Here is a 16,314-nt window from a genome sequence, read left to right as displayed (position 1 = left end):
TTATCGTAAATACGTTTATACATATAGGAGCAATAATATGTTTAAAATCGGATATCGTACAGTAAAAACAGCAGTTGGAACAGGAATCGCTGTCTTTGTTGCTCAGCTTTTTGGATTAGAGTTTTATAGTTCAGCAGGGATTTTAGTGATTTTATGTGTACAAAATACAAAGCGAAAATCATTACAAGTATCGTTACATCGTTTTTTAGCATGTGTATTATCGATGGCATTTTCATTTTGTATTTTTGAGACAATTGGTTATACACCACTTGCTATTAGTTTATTGTTGCTTACTTTTATTCCAACAGCAGTTATGTGTAAGATTCAAGAAGGAATTGTGACAAGTTCCGTTATTGTTATGCACCTCTATTCATTAAAACATATTACTTGGTCAGCGATTGGAAATGAAGTTGCTGTGTTAACGATTGGAATTAGTGTCGCTTTATTAGTGAATATGTATATGCCGAGTGCAGAAAAGAAATTAAAGGAATATCAAGAGCAAGTAGAATCGAATTTTAAAACGATTTTATTTGAGATAGCAGCATACTTACGCAATCGAGAGAGTACGTGGTCGGGAAAAGAATTAATTGAAACAGAGGAAATCTTGAAACGAGCGAAGGATGTATCGTTCAAAAAGTTAGAAAATCAATTTATGCGAGAAGATGATTATTATTATCGATATTTCGATATGCGCTTTCAGCAATTTGAAATTTTAGAGAGAATTATGCCGCTTGCCGCTTCATTATCTTGGTCTTACGAACAAGCGGAAATGATTGCAGAAGTGATTGAAAATGTTGGGAATTCGATTCGTCCTGAAAGTACAGGGTTAATATCACTTAGACAGCTTCAAGAGATGCGCGAATTGTTTCGAGACATGCCTCTTCCAGAGACACGTGAGGAATTTGAAATACGTGCGAAACTTTTTCAACTCGTATATGAAATGGAACAATATTTACTCATTAAAAGCCGATTTAAAGGAAAGGATAATATAAAAGAACTTATATAAGGAGGCAGGAATTGCATATGCCATTTCTTATCTCGTTATTATTACTTTTTTCCCTTTCCCCCATTTGGCCCCTTGGTGATAATCCGCGAGTTGGTGATCCTTTCATTATTGTAAATAAAGAGAACAATAAACTTGCGTATATTAACGATGGGAAAATTCAAAATATGTTTCCTATTGCAACTGGAAAAACAAATGAACTCACACCAGAGGGAACATTTGATATTGTGATGAAAGCAAAAAATCCTTACTATATTGCGAAAAATATTCCAGGAGGATCACCAAAAAATCCACTTGGATCAAGGTGGATGGGATTTAATGCAAGAGGAACCGATGGAAGCAAATATGGTATTCATGGTACAAATCAACCGAGTTCGATTGGGAAATATATTTCACAAGGATGTATTCGGATGAAGAAACATGATGTGGAGTATTTATTTGATCGTGTTCCAATCGGAACAAAAGTATGGATTGTCAAATCGAAAAAATCCTTCTCGCAGCTGGCGAAAGAAAAAGGAGCGATTCGCTAGAGAGAGTCAATCATATAAGGTAAATGTTCTTTACATTTACCTTATATGATTAGCATGTGTGCATGTTCATGCGTTAATGAAAATATATAAAGGTAGGAAGAAAGGAATTGCTTATATGTATGTGAAGTCAAAGATTTCGTACGCGCAATTTTTAATTGGTTTTCTATTTATTATTACTTTTATATTAACGATTTTTAATATATGCAATTTTTTCGTATCTATTCTATTTATGGCATTGTTAAATTTAACATTTGTAGTTGGAGCATTTCAGCAAAAACAGTATACAAGTTTTGTGATGGCTCTTATGATGATGTTTTCATTTAGTATTGTAGCAATTTTGTTAGTAATCAAGTAGATATCTATTTTGTTTCATGAAACAAGGCTGTTATTTTCTATGAGAATATACAGCCTTGTTTTTATCCCGCTATTTTAGGGCAGCGCGATTGGTGAGGGCTCATAATCAGTGGGGGATGAAGAAAACCCCCACTGATTAAAGTTACACTTTATTAATAGAGATAAAGTGTAACTTTAATTAGCGAGAGTCCTGTTGCTCACCAATAGCAGAATAAAATATAAAAAAGTAAATGTACACTTTTTACCAAAACATACTTGCACCAGCAAGCAGTGTTGTTACAAGCATGGAAATAAGCATGATATATACCATAATTTTTTGTGCTTTTTTATTCATAATGGGCCTCCTTGCAGTCATTACAAGTTTATTGTAACGAGAAACGAAAGAGGGGACAAGGGGAAAGACAAAGTTTGGGAAGTGTCTAGGAAGATAACAGGAAAATTTGCGATACATAGAGAATATAACAAAGTAAGGGAATACTTTTTATGGTGACTTTTAACAGTTTTGTAAGCTGAAGAATGGAGATACGATGATGAAAATATATGAAACAGAGCGTTTACAATTAAGGGAAATTGACGAGTCGTATGCAAAGCAAGTTCTTCAATATTACGACAAAAATCGCGACTTTTTAAAAGCATGGGAAGAATATAGACCAGATGATTTTTTTACATTAGAGTATCAAATAAAGCGACTTAAAAAAGATAGAAAAGAAGTAGCAGAGGGGAAAATGATCCGGCTATGGATATTTAAAAAAGAGGATGATACAAATATTATTGGCTGTATTTCGTTCAATTTAATTGTGAGAGGTGTTTATCAATCATGTGTTCTTGGCTATAAGTTAGATAAGGATGAATTGAATAAAGGATATACAACAGAAGCACTTAGAAAGGCAATTGAGGTAGCTTTTCAAGAAGCTCGTTTACATCGAATCGAAGCGCCAATTATGCCTCGAAATTTAGCATCGATTCAAGTTGTCACAAAACTTGGATTTCAATATGAAGGTGTATCTCGAAAAATGTTAATGGTCAATGGAGTGTGGGAAGATCATATGCGATGGGTTCTTTTAAATGAGTCAAAGTAAACAGATGGTTATATAGATGTACGAACCATCTGTTTTTTGTCATGTATTTCGAAAATTTCGCGAAATTCTGTTATAATGAATAGTGTACATACATAATGGTAGTGCAGGAGGCGCAGTTTTATGATTAATCAAGAACGTTTAGTCAATGAATTTATGGAATTAGTACAAGTAGATTCTGAAACGAAATTTGAGGCGGAAATTTGCAAAGTGTTAACAGAGAAATTTACCGCTTTAGGTGTTGAAGTATTTGAAGACGATACAATGGATGCAACGGGACATGGGGCAGGTAATCTAATTTGTACGTTACCAGCAACAAAAGAAGACGTAGATACAATTTATTTTACTTCTCATATGGATACAGTAGTTCCGGGAAAAGGAATTAAACCTTCTATTAAAGATGGGTATATTGTATCTGATGGTACTACAATTTTAGGGTCAGATGATAAAGCGGGATTAGCAGCGATGTTTGAAGCAATCCGCGTTTTAAAAGAAAAGAATATTCCGCATGGGAAAATTGAGTTTATTATTACAGTTGGTGAAGAATCAGGTCTTGTCGGTGCAAAAGCATTAGAACGCGAACGCATTACAGCGAAATATGGTTATGCGTTAGATAGCGATGGAAAAGTTGGTGAAATTGTAGTCGCAGCGCCAACGCAAGCAAAAGTAAATGCAATTATTCGTGGGAAAACAGCACATGCTGGTGTAGCGCCAGAAAAAGGCGTATCTGCTATTACAATTGCAGCAAAAGCAATTGCCAAAATGCCACTTGGACGCATTGATTCTGAAACAACTGCAAATATCGGTCGGTTCGAAGGGGGAACACAAACAAATATCGTTTGTGACCATGTGCAAATTTTTGCGGAAGCACGTTCTCTAGTAGAAGAAAAAATGCAAGCACAAGTTGCGAAAATGAAAGAAGCATTTGAAACTACTGCACAAGAAATGGGTGGTCAAGCAGAAGTAGAAGTAAAAGTCATGTATCCAGGGTTTAAATTTGCTGATGGCGATCATGTCGTAGAAGTAGCAAAACGTGCAGCTGAAAAAATTGGCCGTACACCATCTCTTCATCAAAGTGGTGGCGGAAGTGATGCAAATGTAATTGCTGGACATGGTATCCCAACCGTGAACTTAGCAGTAGGGTATGAGGAAATTCATACAACAAACGAAAAAATTCCTGTTGAAGAACTTACAAAAACAGCTGAATTAGTTGTTGCTATTATTGAAGAAGTAGCAAAATAACAATCAAACAACGTGTAAATCCGTCATGGGTTTGCACGTTTTTTATTGTTATTTCTTTTTTAGTATAGTTATGGATAAGAGATAGAAAAAAGAACAAATTTTTACGAGACCATACCACTATTGTAAATAAATCTGATATAATAAAAGAACAAATGTTCTTTGTGAGGTGGATAATATGCGAGAAATGTATCCGAAAAATGGACATGTTATTTTACATGTTGACATGAATTGTTTTTTCGCATCGGTTGAAATTGCACATGATCCATCGTTAAAAGGAAAACCGCTAGCAATTGCAGGAAATGAAAAAGAGCGAAAAGGAATTATTGTGACATGCAGCTATGAAGCGAGAGAATACGGGATACGTACAACGATGCAACTTTGGGAAGCAAAGAAGTTATGTCCCCATTTAATTGTGAAGCAGCCGAATTTTACGTTATATCGAGAAGCTTCTTTTCAGATGTTTCAAATTCTCTCTCGTTTCACAGAGAAAATCCAACCGGTATCGATAGATGAAGGATATTTAGACATTACAGATTGCTATGCGCTTGGTACGCCAATTGAAATTGCAAAAATGATTCAACAGACATTAGTAACAGAATTGCAACTTCCATGTAGCATCGGGATAGCACCAAATCTCTTTCTTGCGAAAACAGCTTCTGATATGCAAAAGCCGCTCGGTATTACAGTGCTGCGCAAGCGAGATATTCCGTACATGCTTTGGCCACGTTCCGTTGAAAGTATGCATGGAATTGGGAAGAAAACAGCAGAGAAATTAAATGAAATTCATATATATACGATTGAACAGTTAGCAAAGGGAGACGAACATATTATTCGTGCGAAGCTTGGAAAGCATGGTGTTGACTTACAAAAACGGGCAAAAGGTATCGATGATCGAAAGGTTGATCCAAATCAAATGGGGCAACATAAAAGCGTTGGAAATTCAATGACTTTTTCCAAGGATATGGATGAAGAGAAGGAATTGCTTGATATGCTGAAGAAATTATCAAAATCGGTAAGCAGTAGATTACAAAAACGTACGCTCGTTAGCTACAATATTCAAATTATAATTAAATATTATGATAGGCGTACAATTACGCGAAGTAAACAATTAAAAAATGCAGTTTGGGAAGAGCGCGATATATTTCAAGCAGCTTCTCGTTTATGGAAACAGCATTGGAATGGTGATTCTATTCGTTTACTCGGTGTTACAGCGACTGAACTAGAATGGAAAACGGAATCGGTCAAGCAATTAGATTTATTCTCATTTGAGCAAGATGCAAAAGAAGAGCCGTTATTAGCCGTTATCGAACAAATTAATGATAAGTATGGAACGCCGCTGTTACAACGAGGGAGTCAATTGTTACGCAAACAAGAGAAATCGTTCCAACAAAGATTAGAAAATAAATTTCTATAGAAAGTGCCATGATTACATATAAGCATCATGACACTTTTTTCTTTAGCGAGAGTTTGGAAATACTCTTCGAACCGTTTCATTAAATTCCTCAATTAGTCCTCTTACGGGTTTCCCTTGATCAATTTTGGCAGCATAATCTCTCATGCGATTAACGAAATCAGGGTTTGAAGAAACAAAGACATAACGAATATTTGGATCAATTGCTCTTACTTGATCAGCAACTCTTTTTTCTAATTCTCTTGTGAGTTCCCCTTTTACATGATCTCGTAAAACAACAGCAACGTAGGCGTTTCTATTTGTAACAATTACATTTGCTGTGTCGATTTCTTTTAGCTCCACAATGCGGTCTGCTGCCTTATTGGCTATGTGCAGTCGTGTGTCATTATTTGTTATATCATTTGGAACATTTCTTCCCCTTTGAAGATCTGTTTGATTTCCTTCGTATCTAACATTTCGAATGTTATCGTGATCTCGATTATCTAAAGCGTTATCTTTTTGATTTCCAGCACAGCCAAAGAGTGAGATGGTTGCTAGTGAAATAATGGAACATATTTTAAGCTTTTTCATGGCTCTTCCTCCTTCATGGTAGTATGTTTTTAAAATGACCAATAGGAGATTTATTATTCATATTGAAACGGACATATTTTTTATAGAGTGGATGGGAAATGATATGAATAGTTGATAAATGGGGCAGAAGAGAATAGGATGTCCTTTGATGATTTGACTGAGAAATATATATAACAGGAAATGGGTATATGAAATGAGTAAGGAAGCACCTATTTGGGTGCTTTCTTACTTTAGAGATTATGAGATTGTAGGATTTGTATAAATAATAATCTCTGTATTGTTTGCTGTTGAAATACGTTGTGCATAATATGTGATAGAGGAAGAGATGTATTCCGGTACCGTTTGATTCGTATGCGATGATGTATATTCATGGATTAATTCCTTTAAAGTTGACCATTTCAGCTGGGTCGGATAATTAGAAACAAATGAGCTTACCCAACGATCAAATGAAGACGAAAAATCAGTTTGTAAACGAAATACTTCTTTCATAATAAGACGCTCCCTTTATTTTTTATACAATTATTTTATCATAAAACACGAACAATTTACAAAAATTTATTTCGTATTGTTCGTATTATATAGATGTCTAGATAGCTTGTTAAGGAGATTACATTTGCCATTTTACATAACATTCCGTAAGATGAAAGATAGACTATATAAAGAGCTGGAGGAAAGAAAGTGGAATTTGTGTTTTTAGGAACTGGTGCAGGTGTTCCTTCAAAAGGAAGAAATGTTTCAGCTATCGCTTTGCAGTTATTGGAAGAAAGGGGAGGGACATGGCTATTTGATTGTGGTGAAGCAACGCAACATCAAATTTTACATACATCTGTACGTCCACGTCGGATTGAAAAAATATTTATTACGCATTTACATGGCGATCATATTTTTGGATTACCAGGTTTATTAGGAAGTCGTTCTTTTCAAGGAGGAACAACGCCGTTAACGGTATATGGCCCAAAAGGAATTGAACAGTTTATTGAAGTGGCTTTATCCGTGAGTACAACACATGTGAAATACCCGCTTGAAATTGTAGAAATTACTGAAGAGGGTATTGTCTTTGAAGACAAACAATTTTATGTCGAAACAAAGAGACTGTCACATGGGATTGAATGTTTTGGATACCGAATTGTTGAGAAAGATATACAAGGCCCTCTTCTTGTAGAGAAGTTACGAGAAGCTAATGTGAAACCAGGTCCGATTTTTAAACGTTTAAAAGATGGAGAGATTGTTGAATTAGAAGACGGAAGAGTGTTAGATGGGAAGGACTTTATTGGGCCTCCGCAAAAAGGAAGAATTATTACCATTTTAGGAGATACTCGTTATTGTGATGCGAGTAGAATTCTTGCCCAAGATGCTGATGTACTTGTACATGAGGCGACATTTGCAGCAGCGGATCAAACCCAGGCTCATGATTATTTTCATTCCACAACTGAGCAGGCGGCACGCATTGCCCTAGAAGCAAACGTGAAGCGTTTAATATTGACACATATTAGTTCACGTTATCAAGGCGATATGTATAAGGAGTTGTTGCGAGAAGCAAAAGCTGTATTTGCCCATACAGAAATAGCGATGGACTTGAAGTCATTTCCAGTAGAAAGATAACATTTTTCAAACAATGGCAATAAAAAATTGCCATTGTTTCATTTTGGAAAAATTTTTTTAATCTATATATTGGTAAAGCTGTTATCATTAAATAGTTTTATTATATGGTACAGTGATGTTAAAATGTTAGGATATTCTGTAAAGAAGTGCAGAATGTTATTCGATTTGAAAAACTGTTATATAAATAATTAGATATATAATTGATACAATAGAAAGAGATTAACACCAATTCAGAAATTTAAAAATTCAACAAAAGTAAGCGTTTCAAAAAAAACGAGCTATAATGAGGGCAAATCACAATTTATCGTGAGTTACATCGTGCATTTTAGCCATTTTTCGTAACGAAACGAAATTGACTAAAGGAGAGGGCAACATGGAGATTATTAAAGGAACTGTACTATTACTATTTGTATTAAGTCTTTTCTCACTCTTTAGTTTTAAAGCACCAAATGGTATGAAAGCAATGGGAGCTTTAGCAAGCGCCGCTGTTGCGAGTTTCTTAGTTGAAGCATTTCAATTATATGTTGGTGGAGATTTACTAGGAATTGACTTTTTGAAAGAAGTTGGGAAATCATCTGGTAACCTAGGAGGGGTTGCGGGTGCAACACTTGTTGCATTAGCGATGGGTGTATCACCTGTTTATGCTATGCTTGTCGGGGCTTCTGTGTTAAAGTTTGGATTGTTACCAGGGTTTATCGCTGGTTATCTTATATCATTTTTAGTAAAACAAATTGAAAAACGTGTGCCAGAAGGATTAGATTTAATTGCCTGTATTGTTATTGCAGCACCATTAACAAGACTTATTGCACAAGGGATGGATCCGATTGTAACAGCAACATTAAAGCAAATTGGCGGGGTTATTACGTCGTCAACGAATGCGAATCCAATTATTATGGGAATTATTTTAGGTGGTATTATTACAGTTGTTGCAACAGCACCACTGAGTTCAATGGCATTAACTGCACTTCTTGGATTAACAGGATTGCCAATGGCAATAGGGGCACTTGCGGTCACGAGTTCTTCTTTTATGAACTATGTATTCTTTAAACGAATGAAGTTTGGGGATAAACGTACGACAATTGCGGTAGCAATTGAACCATTAACACAAGCAGATTTAATTTCTGCAAATCCAATTCCAGTGTATGTAACGAACTTTATCGGTGGTGCAGTAGCGGGGATTATTATTTCAATGTTCGAACTTGTAAATAACGCTACAGGGACGGCAACACCAATTGCTGGTCTGATGGTGATGTATGGGTTTAATGATCCTATGAAAGTAACGATATGTTTCTTATGTATTATGGTATCTGGTCTTATATCAGGTTATATTGGTTCACTTTTATTTAAAAACTATCCAATTCGTACAGCGGAACAAATTCGTGGTACGGCTGGGAAAGCAACAGATGCAGCAGCTTAATAGAATAGTAGTAAATCATTTTTCATAGATGCTTAGGGGGAATTATGATGAAGTATCGCTCAGTATTCGATATTATCGGTCCAGTTATGATTGGGCCATCAAGTTCACATACAGCAGGCGCAGCAAGAATGGGGCAAGTTGCTCGTCAGCTTTTTCGACAAGAACCAGAAAGAATTATTATTTCTTTATACGGTTCATTTGCTAAGACATACCGTGGTCACGGAACAGATGTAGCGCTAATTGGAGGAATTCTTGGCTTTGAAACCGACGATGTAAGAATTCCTAATTCGCTAGAGATTGCAAAGGAGCGCGGAATTGAAATTGACTTTATTGAAGAAGAAGCGAATGCACCGCATCCGAATACCGCTCGAATTCGTTTATACAAAGGTGAAGAAGAAATTGAAGTGGTGGCTTGTTCAATTGGTGGCGGGAAGATTGAAGTTGTTGAATTAAATGGATTTGATTTACAACTATCCGGAACGAGTCCTGCGCTTCTCATTGTGAATAACGACCGTTTTGGAGCCATTGCATCTGTAGCTTCTATACTTGCAAAGCATGAAATTAATATTAGTACAATGAGCGTTTCACGTAAGGAAAAAGGAAGAAAAGCGCTTATGGTTATTGAAACAGATGAGGCATTGGAAAATGAAGTGATTGAAGAGATAAAAGAACAATCTAATATTTGTCAAGTAACGATTATGGACTAATTGCAGGGGGGACACACCATGTTTCGGAATGCAGCGGAACTAGTGGCGCAAGCTAAAGAACAAAATGTAAAAATTGCAGAAATCATGATTCAATGTGAAATGGAAACAAGAAGAATTTCTCGTGAAGAAGTAATCGCTGGAATGGAAAAGAATTTAGTAGTAATGGAGCAAGCAGTAGAACGAGGAATTCGCGGTGTGAAATCACCAACTGGTTTAACAGGAGGTGATGCTGTGAAGGTACAAGAGTATATAAAGAGCGGAAAAGGTCTATCGGGACATACGATTTTAGATGCAGTGAGCAAAGCTGTTGCAACAAATGAAGTCAATGCGGCGATGGGAATTATTTGTGCAACACCAACAGCTGGGTCTGCTGGAACAGTTCCAGGTGTACTTTTTGCATTGAAAGAAAAGTTACAACCAACACGTGAAGAAATGATTGAATTTTTATTTACAGCAGGAGCATTTGGAATGGTTGTTGCGAATAATGCATGTATTTCAGGTGCAGCTGGAGGGTGCCAAGCTGAAGTTGGATCGGCAAGTGGTATGGCAGCAGCGGCAGCTGTTGAAATGGCAGGCGGGACACCAGAACAAGCTGCTACAGCAATGGCAATCGCCTTGAAAAATATGTTGGGATTAGTATGTGATCCTGTTGCCGGACTAGTAGAAGTGCCATGTGTAAAGCGGAATGCAGCAGGTGCTTCCAATGCGATGATTGCAGCGGACTTGTCATTGGCTGGTGTGACAAGCATGATTCCGTGTGACGAAGTGATTGAAGCGATGTTTCGAATTGGCCAAACAATGCCAGTTGCACTTCGTGAAACGGCCGAAGGTGGACTCGCAGCAACACCGACAGGACGCCGTTTACAAGAAGCGATTTTTGGAAAGAAATAATATAAGATAGAAAAGCGGAGCTCAAGTTTATTTTTAAGCTCCGCTTTTTCTTATTTTTTTGGTAGTTGATCCAGTGTTTTACCAAGGTCTTGCGATCGTCTTGTGGCTTCTGTAATACAAGAGATGAGAGCCTTCTGGAAATCGAAACTTTGAAGCACTTCAATACCAGCTTCTGTTGTTCCGCCAGGAGAAGTAATTTCTTTTCGCAAAATAGAAGGATGTTTCGTATTATTTTTAAGCATCTCAGCAGCTCCAATCATTGTTTGTAAAATAAGCGATTTTGCTGTAGATTCTTCTAAACCGATTTGTTTTGCAGCTTCTTCCATTGCTTCCACTACATAATATATATACGCAGGACCACTTCCAGATAATGCAGTAACAGCATGCATATCTTCTTCTTTCACTACTGAAACAATACCAATTGTTTCGAATAAAGACTTGGCGATATCGATGTGATGCTTTGTTGCATGTATAGATGGAGAGATTGCTGTTGCAGATTTTAAAATAGCAGCTGATGTATTTGGCATGGCACGGATGATTGGGACATTTTTTTGAAGAAGCTTAGCAATCGAGTGAGTGGAAACACCTGCTAGTAATGAGATTACGAGATGCGTATTTGTTATATACTTTTTAAGCGGTACAATCGCTTCTACTATATCTTTTGGCTTCATTGCAAGAAAGAGAATGTTTGCGTTTGTGAGTAATGCTTGTTTATCATGTGTTCCCTTTATACCATATTTTGTATGTAACTCTTGTAATCTTGCTTCATTTGAGCGGTTACTGACAGTAATTTGTTTTGCGCTTACTATATTTGCATCTAATAGACCAGAAATAATTGCTTCAGCGATAGAACCAGCTCCTAAAAAGGAAATATTTTGAATGGACATGATGTGCCCCCTTTATTTTTAATGAATGTACATAGATTCGCTCTAAGCTAGAAAATCCCTTCTTTTTATCTGAAAATAATGACAAAATTTCATGAAAGTTGTAAACTGAAGAGAGGTTCATTTTGAAGCGGAGAGACAGGGGGCATAAACATGGTAAAGATTCACCGAATGGAGATTCCTGTTCCATTTGCAGTTGAAACTGTAAATGTGTTTTTAGTTGAGGGGGAGACATTAACATTAATTGATACGGGGACCAATACAGAGAACGCTAGGAAATCTTTAGAATACCAGCTAGGCGTTCTAGGATACAAAATAGATGATATTGAAACAGTGGTCATTACACATCATCATGCTGATCATTGTGGGCTTTTAAACATTTTTTCAGCTCATGCCAATATTGTTGGGCATCCTTGGAATGAACCTTGGATTACACAAAATCCTCAATTTTTAAAGCGTTATCAACAATTTTTTAAAGAGGCTGCGCGACAATTCGGTGTACCAGAGGCATTTTTAAATCATGAAGGATTACTAACGAAGAAAACACTTCAATATTCTTGTAAAAGATCATTAACTCATACGGTAAGAGAAGGCGACTGTATTGATGCTTTGCCTGAATTTCAAGTGATTGAAACACCTGGGCATGCTTCTACACATATTTCTTTGTACAGGGAACGTGATGGATTACTAATTGGTGGAGATGCTTTAATTCGTCATATTTCTTCTAATCCAATATTAGAACCACCATATGAGGGAGAATCAGAAAGAGCAAGGCCTTTATTACAATATAATCAAACGTTAAGACGATTAAGCGAAATGAATCTTTCACGTATCTTATCTGGACATGGAGAAGATATTGTAAATGTGAAGGAGCTAATCGAGAGTCGATTACAAAAACAAGAAACACGAGCTTTGAAAGTATTAGAATTATTAAAAGAGAAACCGATGACAGCTTTTGAAATATGTGTGAAGCTATTTCCTGTATTATATAAAGAGCAATTGCCACTTACGCTTTCAGAAACGGTTGGACAATTAGACTTTTTAGCATATAATCAACAAGTAATGATTGATGAATCCTTGCCACAATTGATTTATTATGCAAAGTAGGTGACAGCAATGACAGGACGTTTACAAGAACAAGTAATCGTCATTACAGGTGCTTCCAGCGGGATTGGAGAGCAAATTGCAATGCAGGTGGCAGAGCAAGGAGCAATTCCCGTTTTGATGGCTCGAACAGAAGAGAAATTAAAGAAATTAATGAACAAGATAAAAACGACGTATCATACGCCGTGTTACTATTATCTATTGGATGTGAGTGATGAGAATGCGGTCGAAACTGTATTTGCACGAGTATTGCAAGATATTGGACAGATTGACATACTCGTAAACAATGCTGGGTTTGGTATTTTTAAAACTTTTGAGGATGCTTCTATGCACGAAGTGAAAGGTATGTTTCAAGTGAACGTATTCGGATTAGTCGCTTGTACTAAGGCGGTTTTACCTCATATGGTAGAGCGAAATGAAGGGCAAATCATTAATATTGCTTCATTAGCAGGGAAAATTGCAACACCAAAATCCAGTGCTTATGCTGCTACAAAGCATGCGGTATTAGGATTTACAAATAGTTTGCGCATGGAACTTTCCAATACGAATATTTCTGTAACAGCAATTAACCCAGGACCAATTGATACGAACTTTTTTGACACCGCTGATCAATCAGGTACATATGTAAAAAATATGGGGCGTTACATGTTAAAACCAACATATGTAGCTGGGCAGATTGTAAAGGCAATGCATACGAAAAAAAGAGAAGTAAATTTGCCAAAATGGATGGGAATTGGTCCAAAGCTTTTTGCATTATCCCCAGGTTTATTTGAACGAATTGCAGGTAAATCATTAAGTAAAAAATAGGAGATTTCTATATGAAATCTCCTATTTTTATTTTCCGGTAATATAGTCATAAACAATATCTTCAACTGCTTCGTATACATCAATATCAGGATCTGAACCAATCATCGTTTGGATGCTTTGAATTAACATTTCCTCATCTTCTTTTGAAATAGGATTACATTGATATTGCCCAAAACTTTTTATCATCATCTTCTCGATTAATTTTTTATTCATGTTTATCCTCACTCACATGTATCCATATATTGCTTTCATTGTACTTGAAGTATATGAAAAATACTAGCATATAATATTTTGTATAAAAATTCACATTAGATATCGTTTTATTAGTAAAATTAAGGTTTTTTAATTTTTAAAAATAATAAATATTTAATTGACTCTATAAATATACAATATTATAATCATACTTAATTTCAATAATCTATATAAGGAGGAAAATATGAAAGTTGCAATTATTGGAGCAACAGGGTACGGAGGAATCGAGTTAATACGGTTATTACAACAACATCCGTATTTTTCTATTGTATCTATACACTCCTTTTCACAAGTAGGAGAGCATATAACGAGTTCATATCCACATTTACGTCGTTTTCTCGTGTATACATTGCAAGAAATCGATGTGGAATCGATTAAGAAAGAAGCAGATCTTGTTTTTTTAGCAACACCAGCAGGCGTTTCTGTCAAGCTAACCCCTCTTTTGTTAAAAGCAGGCTTAAAAGTAATCGATTTGTCTGGTGATTTTCGAATGGTGAATCCTTCTATATATGAAATGTGGTATAAAAAGCCTGCTGCAAGTGAGGAGTTTCTTCAACAAGCAGTGTATGGATTAAGTGAGTGGAAAAGAGACGAGATTCAACAAGCGAAGTTAGTTGCAAATCCTGGTTGTTTTGCTACAGCAACTTTATTAGCTATAGCACCGCTGATGCGAAATAAAATCATTGAGGAAAATTCGATAATTATTGATGCTAAATCGGGGGTATCAGGTGCTGGAAAAACACCGACTCATGCAGCTCATTTTCCGGAACTATACGATAATCTCCATATTTATAAGGTGAATGAGCATCAGCATATTCCAGAAATTGAACAAATGTTAATTGGCTGGAATGAACAAGCGAAGCCAATTACATTTAGTACACACTTAATACCAGTATCACGAGGGATTATGGTTACTCTTTATGCAAAAATAAGGAAATATGTACAAATAGAAGAACTTCATAATTTGTATACAAATATTTATAAAAATGCTTATTTTGTCCGTATTCGCCCGTATGGAGAATTCCCAAGTATAAAAGAAGTAAGAGGATCAAATTATTGTGACATCGGCATTGGTTATGATGAAAGAACGAAAAGAATTACGGTAGTTGCTGTGATTGACAATATGATGAAGGGGGCGGCAGGGCAAGCTGTTCAAAATGCAAATTTAGTAGCGAGGCTAGATGAGAAAACAGGATTACAATATATACCAATTTATCCATAAGGAGGGAGAGAGTTGATTCAAACAGACTGTCTTATAAAAGTTCAAAATGGTTCCATCGTCTCACCGCAAGGCTTCTCAGCAATTGGAATCAAAGCGGGGTTGAAAAAAGAGAAAAAAGACCTTGGAGTAATTGTATGTGATGTACCAGCAATTTGCGCTGCTGTTTATACAACAAATCAGATTCAAGCTGCCCCAGTACAAGTGACGAAAGAAAGTATCGGGGTGGATGGAACATTACAAGTAATTATTGTAAATAGCGGAAATGCAAATGCTTGTACGGGTATGAAAGGGCTAGAAGATGCGTATGAAATGCGCGCGCTGACAGCGAAACAATTTTCTATAAAGGAAAGTGATGTAGCTGTAGCTTCAACGGGAGTAATTGGAATACATTTACCGATGGAAGTCATTCGAACGGGTATTTCAGCACTTGTACCGATGAAAGAGAAAGAAATTGCAGAGTCTTTTTATGAAGCAATCTTAACAACAGATCTTATAGAAAAACGATCTAGTTATCAATTCATGATTGAAGGAAAAAAAGTAACAATTTCAGGAGCAGCAAAAGGATCAGGAATGATACATCCTAATATGGCAACCATGCTTAGTTTTATTACAACAGATGCAAAAATAGAACGTGAATCATTACAAGCAGCGTTATCAGAAGTAACAAATCGAACTTTTAATCAAATTACTGTTGATGGAGATACTTCGACTAATGACATGGTCATTGTTATGGCAAGTGGACTCGTAGAAACGACATCGATTCACAAAAATCATCCAGAGTGGAATAAATTTGTCATTGCATTGCAGAACGTTTGTGAGGATTTAGCAAAGCAAATTGCCAAAGACGGAGAGGGAGCTACTAAATTAGTAGAAGTAAATGTTTGCGGGGCGCGAACGGAAGAAGAAGGAAGGCAGATTGCCAAACAAATTGTAAGATCCAGTCTTGTCAAGACAGCAATGTATGGTGAAGATCCAAATTGGGGACGTATCATTAGTGCAATTGGTCAATGCGGGATAAAGATTGAACCTACTACTGTCGATATTGCAGTACAATCTATCGCTGTACTACGAGAGAGTGAGCCGCAAGAATTTTCAGAAGAAGAAATGGAACACCAATTACAAAAGGATGAAATTATCATTGATGTGCATCTGCATTTAGGAGAAGAAAAAGGTACTGCATGGGGGTGTGATTTAAGTTACGATTACGTCAAAATAAATGCTTGTTATCGTACATAAGGGGAG

Annotated in this window: 19 protein-coding genes; 14 read left to right on the top strand and 5 right to left on the bottom strand. The window is 36.3% G+C overall.

Annotated features, from left to right (window positions below; translation table 11 throughout):
- The first annotated feature begins 37 nt into the window (after positions 1-37).
- The 3 genes from MR059_RS08800 to MR059_RS08790 all read left to right on the top strand — a co-directional run bounded on the left by MR059_RS08800 (position 38) and on the right by MR059_RS08790 (position 1,888).
- Positions 38-1,006 (top strand): aromatic acid exporter family protein, encoded by a 969-nt coding sequence (locus tag MR059_RS08800; RefSeq protein ID WP_012095306.1) that lies wholly within the window; start codon positions 38-40, stop codon positions 1,004-1,006.
- A 17-nt stretch (positions 1,007-1,023) separates the two neighbouring features.
- Positions 1,024-1,533 (top strand): L,D-transpeptidase, encoded by a 510-nt coding sequence (locus MR059_RS08795; protein ID WP_012095305.1) that lies wholly within the window; start codon positions 1,024-1,026, stop codon positions 1,531-1,533.
- 115 nt (positions 1,534-1,648) lie between these two features.
- Positions 1,649-1,888 carry a DUF3894 domain-containing protein gene (locus MR059_RS08790; RefSeq protein ID WP_012095304.1) on the top strand — a complete coding sequence of 80 codons (240 nt, stop codon included), beginning with the start codon at positions 1,649-1,651 and terminating at the stop codon, positions 1,886-1,888.
- 240 nt (positions 1,889-2,128) lie between these two features.
- Here MR059_RS08790 and prli42 read toward each other — a convergent pair whose 3' ends face one another.
- Positions 2,129-2,221: a stressosome-associated protein Prli42 gene (prli42, locus tag MR059_RS08785; RefSeq protein WP_087095325.1), complete on the bottom strand. Its 93-nt coding sequence runs from the start codon at positions 2,219-2,221 to the stop codon at positions 2,129-2,131.
- A gap of 196 nt (positions 2,222-2,417) precedes the next feature.
- Here prli42 and MR059_RS08780 point away from each other — a divergent pair, with 196 nt between their 5' ends.
- From MR059_RS08780 to MR059_RS08770, 3 genes are all read left to right on the top strand, one after another.
- Positions 2,418-2,966 carry a GNAT family N-acetyltransferase gene (locus MR059_RS08780; protein ID WP_041810000.1) on the top strand — a complete coding sequence of 183 codons (549 nt, stop codon included), beginning with the start codon at positions 2,418-2,420 and terminating at the stop codon, positions 2,964-2,966.
- Between the two features lie 120 nt (positions 2,967-3,086).
- Complete coding sequence (locus MR059_RS08775) at positions 3,087-4,205, top strand: tripeptidase T (RefSeq protein WP_012095301.1); 1,119 nt, start codon at positions 3,087-3,089, stop codon at positions 4,203-4,205.
- A 175-nt stretch (positions 4,206-4,380) separates the two neighbouring features.
- Positions 4,381-5,619 (top strand): DNA polymerase IV, encoded by a 1,239-nt coding sequence (locus MR059_RS08770; protein WP_048721702.1) that lies wholly within the window; start codon positions 4,381-4,383, stop codon positions 5,617-5,619.
- 42 nt (positions 5,620-5,661) lie between these two features.
- Here MR059_RS08770 and MR059_RS08765 read toward each other — a convergent pair whose 3' ends face one another.
- Positions 5,662-6,186, bottom strand: a complete 525-nt coding sequence (locus MR059_RS08765) for a YhcN/YlaJ family sporulation lipoprotein (RefSeq protein ID WP_048721704.1) — start codon at positions 6,184-6,186, stop codon at positions 5,662-5,664.
- A gap of 237 nt (positions 6,187-6,423) precedes the next feature.
- On the bottom strand, positions 6,424-6,675 hold the full coding sequence (locus tag MR059_RS08760) for a DUF3932 family protein (RefSeq protein ID WP_012095298.1): 252 nt from the start codon (positions 6,673-6,675) through the stop codon (positions 6,424-6,426).
- A 189-nt stretch (positions 6,676-6,864) separates the two neighbouring features.
- Here MR059_RS08760 and rnz point away from each other — a divergent pair, with 189 nt between their 5' ends.
- The 4 genes from rnz (at position 6,865) to sdaAA (ending at position 10,803) form a co-directional block, all read left to right on the top strand.
- Positions 6,865-7,788: a ribonuclease Z gene (gene rnz / locus MR059_RS08755; protein WP_012095297.1), complete on the top strand. Its 924-nt coding sequence runs from the start codon at positions 6,865-6,867 to the stop codon at positions 7,786-7,788.
- Between the two features lie 373 nt (positions 7,789-8,161).
- A complete protein-coding gene (locus MR059_RS08750; RefSeq protein ID WP_012095296.1) occupies positions 8,162-9,205 on the top strand; it encodes a PTS sugar transporter subunit IIC in 1,044 nt (347 codons plus the stop codon).
- Positions 9,206-9,252: 47 nt separating this feature from the next.
- Positions 9,253-9,912 carry an L-serine ammonia-lyase, iron-sulfur-dependent subunit beta gene (sdaAB, locus tag MR059_RS08745; RefSeq protein ID WP_041809998.1) on the top strand — a complete coding sequence of 220 codons (660 nt, stop codon included), beginning with the start codon at positions 9,253-9,255 and terminating at the stop codon, positions 9,910-9,912.
- Between the two features lie 18 nt (positions 9,913-9,930).
- A complete protein-coding gene (sdaAA, locus tag MR059_RS08740; RefSeq protein ID WP_012095294.1) occupies positions 9,931-10,803 on the top strand; it encodes an L-serine ammonia-lyase, iron-sulfur-dependent, subunit alpha in 873 nt (290 codons plus the stop codon).
- 50 nt (positions 10,804-10,853) lie between these two features.
- Here sdaAA and proI read toward each other — a convergent pair whose 3' ends face one another.
- Complete coding sequence (gene proI, locus MR059_RS08735) at positions 10,854-11,690, bottom strand: pyrroline-5-carboxylate reductase ProI (RefSeq protein ID WP_012095293.1); 837 nt, start codon at positions 11,688-11,690, stop codon at positions 10,854-10,856.
- Between the two features lie 150 nt (positions 11,691-11,840).
- Here proI and MR059_RS08730 point away from each other — a divergent pair, with 150 nt between their 5' ends.
- Together MR059_RS08730 and MR059_RS08725 are read left to right on the top strand one after the other, a co-directional pair.
- The gene (locus tag MR059_RS08730) at positions 11,841-12,794 is read left to right on the top strand and encodes an MBL fold metallo-hydrolase (RefSeq protein WP_012095292.1); all 954 of its coding nucleotides are present in this window, start codon (positions 11,841-11,843) and stop codon (positions 12,792-12,794) included.
- A 9-nt stretch (positions 12,795-12,803) separates the two neighbouring features.
- Positions 12,804-13,598, top strand: coding sequence for an SDR family oxidoreductase (locus MR059_RS08725; protein ID WP_012095291.1), 795 nt, complete (start codon positions 12,804-12,806; stop codon positions 13,596-13,598).
- A gap of 27 nt (positions 13,599-13,625) precedes the next feature.
- On the opposite strand, the gene MR059_RS08720 is transcribed toward MR059_RS08725, so the two are convergent.
- The gene (locus MR059_RS08720) at positions 13,626-13,811 is read right to left on the bottom strand and encodes a YqzH family protein (protein WP_012095290.1); all 186 of its coding nucleotides are present in this window, start codon (positions 13,809-13,811) and stop codon (positions 13,626-13,628) included.
- A gap of 223 nt (positions 13,812-14,034) precedes the next feature.
- On the opposite strand from MR059_RS08720, the gene argC reads away from it, so the two are divergent.
- Both argC and argJ read left to right on the top strand, forming a co-directional pair.
- Positions 14,035-15,072 (top strand): N-acetyl-gamma-glutamyl-phosphate reductase, encoded by a 1,038-nt coding sequence (argC, locus tag MR059_RS08715; protein ID WP_012095289.1) that lies wholly within the window; start codon positions 14,035-14,037, stop codon positions 15,070-15,072.
- Positions 15,073-15,084: 12 nt separating this feature from the next.
- Positions 15,085-16,308 carry a bifunctional glutamate N-acetyltransferase/amino-acid acetyltransferase ArgJ gene (gene argJ, locus MR059_RS08710; RefSeq protein WP_012095288.1) on the top strand — a complete coding sequence of 408 codons (1,224 nt, stop codon included), beginning with the start codon at positions 15,085-15,087 and terminating at the stop codon, positions 16,306-16,308.
- The last annotated feature ends 6 nt before the right edge of the window (positions 16,309-16,314 follow it).

It is taken from the genome of Bacillus cereus group sp. BfR-BA-01522, assembly GCF_022662635.1.
Classification (GTDB): domain Bacteria; phylum Bacillota; class Bacilli; order Bacillales; family Bacillaceae_G; genus Bacillus_A; species Bacillus_A cytotoxicus.
This window is presented reverse-complemented; position numbering and strand designations above follow the sequence as displayed.